Raw genomic sequence first — 6,000 nt, forward strand, 5'->3', positions numbered from 1 at the left:
GCCCTATCCCTGAGTAGGTAACTTTACTTTTGGTGGTATCTAGAAGTAATTCAATATTGTTTTTTTAATTAACCTTCATATTGGTGATCGAAGTAATGTCTGAAAATTCAAATAATAATAGTCACGAGTCGCTCGTTAGCGTCCGGACAATGGATATGATTACTGCAGCCTTGTTTATTGTCTTGGGCGCCATTTTTATGTATGGCTCTATCAAATTAGGCAATGGCTGGGGTTCAGATGGCCCTGAGGCGGGTTATTTCCCTTTCTACATTAGCTTGATCATGTCAGCAGCTAGTGCAGTTACTCTCTACAAGGCCTACGCCGATAAGAGTGAAGAAGAGGAATCTTTTGTGGATAAGGGCCCGTTTAAACAGGTCCTCTCTGTTTTATTGCCAGCAGCTGTTTTCGTTCTCGGAATGCAGTTAATTGGTATCTATGTTTCTGCATTTATTTATATTGCGGTATTTATGAGATGGCTAGGAAAATACGCGCTTTGGAAATCGATTGTGGTTGGTTTGGGTGTATCTGTTGCGCTCTTTATGGTCTTTGAGATTTGGTTCCAAGTTCCGCTCCCGCATGGCGCACTCTTCAATCCATTAGCGATTGTTGGTGTGCAATAAAAATAACAATTACAAAAATTAAATAAGAAGGAGATCAAGTTGGAAGAAATTAGCGCTCTATTTCAAGGCTTTGCTGTAGCCTTGACGCCATTCAACTTATTACTAATGTTTGTTGGCGTAACACTTGGCGTAATTATTGGCGTATTGCCAGGTTTAGGTGGTGCTAACGGTATCGCAATTTTGCTGCCTTTAACATTTACTATGCCGCCTACCTCCGCAATTATTATGCTGTCCTGTATTTACTGGGGTGCATTATTTGGTGGGGCGATTACATCGATTCTCTTCAATATTCCGGGGGAGCCGTGGTCTGTTGCGACAACCTTTGATGGTTATCCAATGGCTCGTGAGGGTAAGGCTGGACAGGCTTTAACTGCTGCGTTTACTTCATCATTTGTTGGCGCATTCTTTGCTATCGTGATGATTACCTTCTTGGCCCCGTTAATTGCTAAGTTTGCGTTGGAATTTGGACCTCCAGAGTTCTTCTCGGTTTACTTACTGACCTTCTGTAGTTTCGTGGGCATGAGTAAGGGCTCGCCATTCAAAACGATTGCATCAATGATGCTTGGTTTTGCGCTGGCTACTGTAGGTATGGACACCGTAACTGGACAACTCCGTTTAACTTACGGAAGCCAGGAACTCATGCGTGGTTTCGACTTCTTGATTGCGGTTATCGGCTTGTTTGGTATCGGCGAGATTTTGGACTCCATGGAAGAAGGTCTGCAATTTAAAGGCGCTGCAGCAAAAATTCGCCGTCAGGTTGTATTGGAAACTTGGGCTACATTGCCAAAGTATTGGGCGACTTCATTGCGCAGTTGCTTAATCGGTTGCTGGATGGGTATTACTCCAGGTGGCGCTACACCAGCTTCCTTCATGGCCTACGGTGTTGCAAAACGTGTATCTAAAAATGGCGACAAGTTTGGTAAGGGCGAAATCGAAGGGGTGATTGCTCCTGAGACGGCAGCTCATGCTGCTGGTACTGCTGCCTTATTACCTATGTTGTCCTTAGGTATTCCTGGATCTCCAACAGCAGCTGTGTTGCTTGGTGGCTTGCTGATCTGGGGTCTCCAGCCTGGCCCATTGCTGTTCGTTGAGCAGTCTGACTTCGTATGGGGATTGATTGCAAGTATGTACCTTGGAAACATCGCTGGTCTGATCGTGGTGTTAACTTGTGTCCCTGTCTTTGCATCGATTTTGAGAATTCCTTTCTCAATCATTGCGCCAGTTATTTTGGTGGTCTGTGCAGTGGGTGCGTATACGGTAGGAAATGCTTCATTTGACGTATGGCTCATGCTGATATTCGGTGTGGTTGGTTATGTCTTTAAGAAACTAGACTACCCAATGGCTCCGATGGTTCTCGCCTTAGTATTGGGTGACCGTGCAGAAGACTCTTTCCGTCAGTCCATGCTCATGTCTGGCGGCGGTTTAGATATCTTCTTCTCAAACTACCTAGTAGGCGGTATCAGTGGCTTGGCGTTGCTCTTGTTGGTATGGCCTTTAATCAGCAAAGTAATCGGCAAGAAAAAAGTTGCTGCAGCATAAGACTGAAATAAGCTAGAAATAGCGATTTCATAAGGGAAAAGGGGCGCAAGCCCCTTTTTTCATACCCAAGAGAAAATTCCGATAAAATTCCACCATCATGAATTTCCGCAAAAACCACCTTATTCATTGGATTGCAGCTGCAGCCATTGCAATGAGTGCGCTTGCGCCAGCAGTTTCACAAGCGGTATCGCTTGCTAAATATGGTCAAGGTTTTGCGATGGAGATTTGTGCGGCAGATGGTACGAAAGCGCAGATCAATATTCAGAGCGAAGATCAAGCAGATCTTGCAGATGTTCAGCCTTGTACATATTGCATAGCACACACAGCTATCACGCCAGCATTTAACACCAATCTCACATTTCAGGCACCGCAAACACTTGCTTTGTTGCCACAGCTTTTCTATCAATCACCCAAACCTCTCGCTGTTTGGGTAACACCTCCCTCAGCAGCGCCTCCAGCAATCGCCTAACACTACATTCTTCCCATTTTTGGGTTTTGTAATTGACCATCCTGGTCATTGTTTTGGTGATGAAAATGAAATTAGTAAAAGTTACACCTATGGCCTTGGTGGCCTCTTTAATGTGTTCGGGCGCATATGCACAAGTTAGTACTAGTATTGATTCGTTAACAGTAACAGGCATTCAGGAGGCGCCACTTACTCAAACTATCCTTACTGGTAAAGAGTTGAATCAGTCGCGTGTCAACACCCCCAATACTGCAGCAATGCTTTTGAATATCCCCGGTGTAAGCATGTATTCCGGTGGCGGCGTATCTGGCTTGCCGGCAATCCATGGTTTGGCAGACGATCGAGTATCCACCAATATGGACGGCATGCCACTTTTATCTTCCTGCCCAAACCATATGAACTCACCGCTGTCATATATCAGTCCATCCAATGTGGGTAGCGTCAAAGTGATTACTGGTCTATCGCCTGTAAGCGCCGGCGGAGATAGTTTAGGTGGCATAGTTTCTGTGCAATCATTGCCGCCAGTATTTGCCAACAAAGGTGAGACGCTCACACAAGGTGAGGTGGGTGCTTCTTACAGCAGTAATGCATCAGCCATTGGTGGAAATCTGAATGTCACGGCGGCAACCGATGAATTTAGTGCTAACTACACGGTTGACTCTGTAAAGGCAGGTAATTACACAGCTGGTGGCAATTTCAAACCGGCTGGAAATGGTATCTCACCTAGTACGGTTGGCGCCTCAAGATATATTGCTACCAATCAACAACTTGCTTTAGCGTGGCAAAAAGATAACCATCTGGTTGAATTTAAGGCGGGCTATCAATTTATTCCTTTCGAAGGTTATGCAAACCAACGTATGGATATGACTAAAAATCAAAGTGAGCAATTTAATCTCAAGTACACCGGTAAATATGATTGGGGTACTTTGGAAGCTCAAGCCTATAACCAGATGGTCAATCACCAGATGGATGACAACACTGGCGCACGAACATCGCCAGCAATGCCAATGTTGGCAACAAGCTCTACCAATGGAGCCATCATTAAGGGAACATTACCAATTTCTGAGACTCAGTTGGCTAGAGTTGGAACAGAATGGCAGGGTTACAAGTTAAATGATTGGTGGCCAGCATCTAGCACTGGATCTGGAAATCAAATGATGGGCCCCAATACATTTGAAAATATTAATAACGGTACAAGAGAGAGGCTGGCTTTATTTAGTGAGTTAGAACAGCAGTGGTCTAAGGAGTGGATGGGTTTAGCTGGAGTTCGAGTCGAGCAAGTAGCTTCTAATGCAGGAAATGTTCAGGGATATAACAATGCAAATACAGTAGGAATGGGGATGATGAGTATGTCCACAAACTACTTGCGAGATTCCACTGCATTTAATGCTCAGCAGCACAAACAAACTGATTACAACTGGGACTTAACAGCTTTGACAAGATATAAGCCAGATAACACTCAAAATTATGAGGCTGGTTATTCTCGTAAAACAAGGTCTCCAAATCTGTATGAGCGCTACTCTTGGTCAACAACACCAATGGCAGCCATCATGAATAACTTCGTCGGAGATGGTAACGGTTATGTTGGTCAAGTGACGCTTGCCCCTGAGGTTGCAAACACAGTAAGTTTTGCGAGCGATTGGCATGATGCTAATAAAGAGTCTTGGGGATTTAAGACCAACCCTTACTACACCTATGTAAGTAACTATATCGATGCAGCATGTAATACAACTTGCACTGTTGATAAATTTAATGTTCTTAAGTATGTCAATCAAGATGCGCAACTCTATGGATTGGATCTTTCCGGCAACGTAATACTGGGTAAGTTGCCGCAGTTGGGTCGTTTCCAAATGACTGGTATGGCTTCTTACACACGTGGACAAAACGTTACCACTGGTGACAATCTTTACAACATCATGCCGCTGAATGGAAAGCTTGGCCTTGTCCAGTATTTGGGAGCAAATTGGACCAATACGATTGAAGGGCAGTTTGTTGCTGCGAAGAATAATCTCAACGCGGTACGAAATGAGATTGCTACTGGCGGATATTCACTCTATAACTTACGCGCCTCATATGACGATAAAAAATATCGTGTGAACTTTGGCATTGAGAACTTGCTGAATAAGCTCTATGCGTTGCCACAAGGCGGAGCTTATTTAGGGCAAGGCAACACGATGTCTATGAATGGTGTGGCTTGGGGTACTGCAGTTGCGGGCATGGGAAGAACTTTCTATGTCTCTGCAAATATGAAGTTTTAGTTGTTAAATATTGAATTAATTAAAAAAGAACGATTGATGGTGAGGCTGAAAAATGAAAGTCTGGCTAATGAAGAGAAATTGTTCCTTTTCCCCCAAGCAGGTGGGAGTTTTCTACCTATCTATTGTGGGATTTTCTCTTTTGGTGGCTGGATATTTTTATTTGATTGGGGCTTGGATGATTCTCATCTTTACCTCAATTGAGATTCTGGCGGTCACTATTGCGTTATATGTCTATACACGTCATGCATTGGACTATGAAAAGATTACGATTTCAGGAAAGCAGTTATTGTTTGAAAGAAGTTGGGGTGGCAAGATTCAACATCATGAGTTCAATACCATTTGGACTAAGTTGGTTTATAACGAGTCAACAGGTAAAGATCTGGTGTTAAAGACTTCTACTAAAGAAGTTCCAATTGGTTTTTTTGTTGACGCTAATAAGCGAGAGCAGTTTGGAAAAGAGCTCGAGAGATATCTCGGGATTTAAGATTAACTAGGAGGATGTACGAATGAAAAGTAATACTTTATTAAATGCATTATTGGCTACTGTAGTGGGCTTAGGTTTGGCTGCTACTGCACAGGCGCAAAACGCTAAAGTCGGTAGTGTGCAAATTGAAAACGCCTATACGCGTGCTACAGTTCCTGGTCAGCAAGTAGCTGGCGGCTTTATGAAGATTGAAAATAAAGGCGCTGCAGACCAACTTATTTCTGCAAGCTCACCAGTTGCTGGTGAAGTCCAATTACATGAAATGGCGATGGATGGCAATGTCATGAAAATGCGTCAAGTGAAAGATATCCCTGTGCCAGCGGGTGGTGCAGTGGAATTAAAGCCAGGCGGCTTGCATTTAATGTTCATGAACATTAAAGCTCCATTAACTGCTGGTGAAACTGTTCCAGTCAAACTCAAGTTTGCTAAAGCAGGTGAAGTGGAAGTGAAGATGCCTGTCAATGCGATGGGCAATCCTGCTGGCGGCCATGGCGGAGCAATGAAGCACTAAGCATGCGCTTTAGTAGCTTGTAGCAAAGGTATTAAAAAAGCCCCTAGTGTTACTGAACTGACCCACAAAAGTTGGACACCCAATCCAACTCAAAAGGGTCAGTCTCATGTCCAAATACAGCA

7 protein-coding genes are annotated in these 6,000 nt (G+C 43.9%); all 7 read left to right on the forward strand.

The genetic code is table 11. The features are described 5' to 3' along the window. Positions 1–155 precede the first annotated feature (155 nt). Positions 156–620: a tripartite tricarboxylate transporter TctB family protein gene (locus A2X74_RS10955; protein WP_293625377.1), complete on the forward strand. Its 465-nt coding sequence runs from the start codon at positions 156–158 to the stop codon at positions 618–620. Positions 621–659: 39 nt separating this feature from the next. Then, positions 660–2,159 (forward strand): tripartite tricarboxylate transporter permease, encoded by a 1,500-nt coding sequence (locus A2X74_RS10960; RefSeq protein ID WP_293625375.1) that lies wholly within the window; start codon positions 660–662, stop codon positions 2,157–2,159. Between the two features lie 97 nt (positions 2,160–2,256). Then, positions 2,257–2,628, forward strand: a complete 372-nt coding sequence (locus A2X74_RS10965) for a DUF2946 family protein (RefSeq protein WP_293625373.1) — start codon at positions 2,257–2,259, stop codon at positions 2,626–2,628. Between the two features lie 59 nt (positions 2,629–2,687). Then, positions 2,688–4,883 (forward strand): TonB-dependent receptor, encoded by a 2,196-nt coding sequence (locus tag A2X74_RS10970; protein WP_293625371.1) that lies wholly within the window; start codon positions 2,688–2,690, stop codon positions 4,881–4,883. Continuing rightward, positions 4,884–5,084, forward strand: coding sequence for a hypothetical protein (locus tag A2X74_RS10975; RefSeq protein ID WP_293625439.1), 201 nt, complete (start codon positions 4,884–4,886; stop codon positions 5,082–5,084). Next, positions 5,008–5,367 carry a DUF2244 domain-containing protein gene (locus A2X74_RS10980; RefSeq protein ID WP_293625369.1) on the forward strand — a complete coding sequence of 120 codons (360 nt, stop codon included), beginning with the start codon at positions 5,008–5,010 and terminating at the stop codon, positions 5,365–5,367. Before A2X74_RS10975 ends, A2X74_RS10980 begins: the two co-directional genes overlap by 77 nt. Before the next feature lie 22 nt (positions 5,368–5,389). After that, a complete protein-coding gene (locus A2X74_RS10985) occupies positions 5,390–5,878 on the forward strand; it encodes a copper chaperone PCu(A)C (RefSeq protein WP_293625367.1) in 489 nt (162 codons plus the stop codon). Positions 5,879–6,000: the final 122 nt, after the last annotated feature.

The sequence above is a fragment of the Polynucleobacter sp. GWA2_45_21 genome (genome assembly GCF_001830325.1).
In the GTDB taxonomy this organism is placed as follows: Bacteria; Pseudomonadota; Gammaproteobacteria; order Burkholderiales; family Burkholderiaceae; genus Polynucleobacter.

Excerpts from the sequence above, each read along its gene's own strand:
- A2X74_RS10955 (WP_293625377.1), top strand. The coding sequence starts at position 156 with ATGATTACTGCAGCCTTGTTTATTGTCTTGGGCGCCATTTTTATGTAT.
- A2X74_RS10965 (WP_293625373.1), top strand. The coding sequence starts at position 2,257 with ATGAATTTCCGCAAAAACCACCTTATTCATTGGATTGCAGCTGCAGCC.
- A2X74_RS10970 (WP_293625371.1), top strand. The coding sequence starts at position 2,688 with ATGAAAATGAAATTAGTAAAAGTTACACCTATGGCCTTGGTGGCCTCT.
- A2X74_RS10985 (WP_293625367.1), top strand. The coding sequence starts at position 5,390 with ATGAAAAGTAATACTTTATTAAATGCATTATTGGCTACTGTAGTGGGC.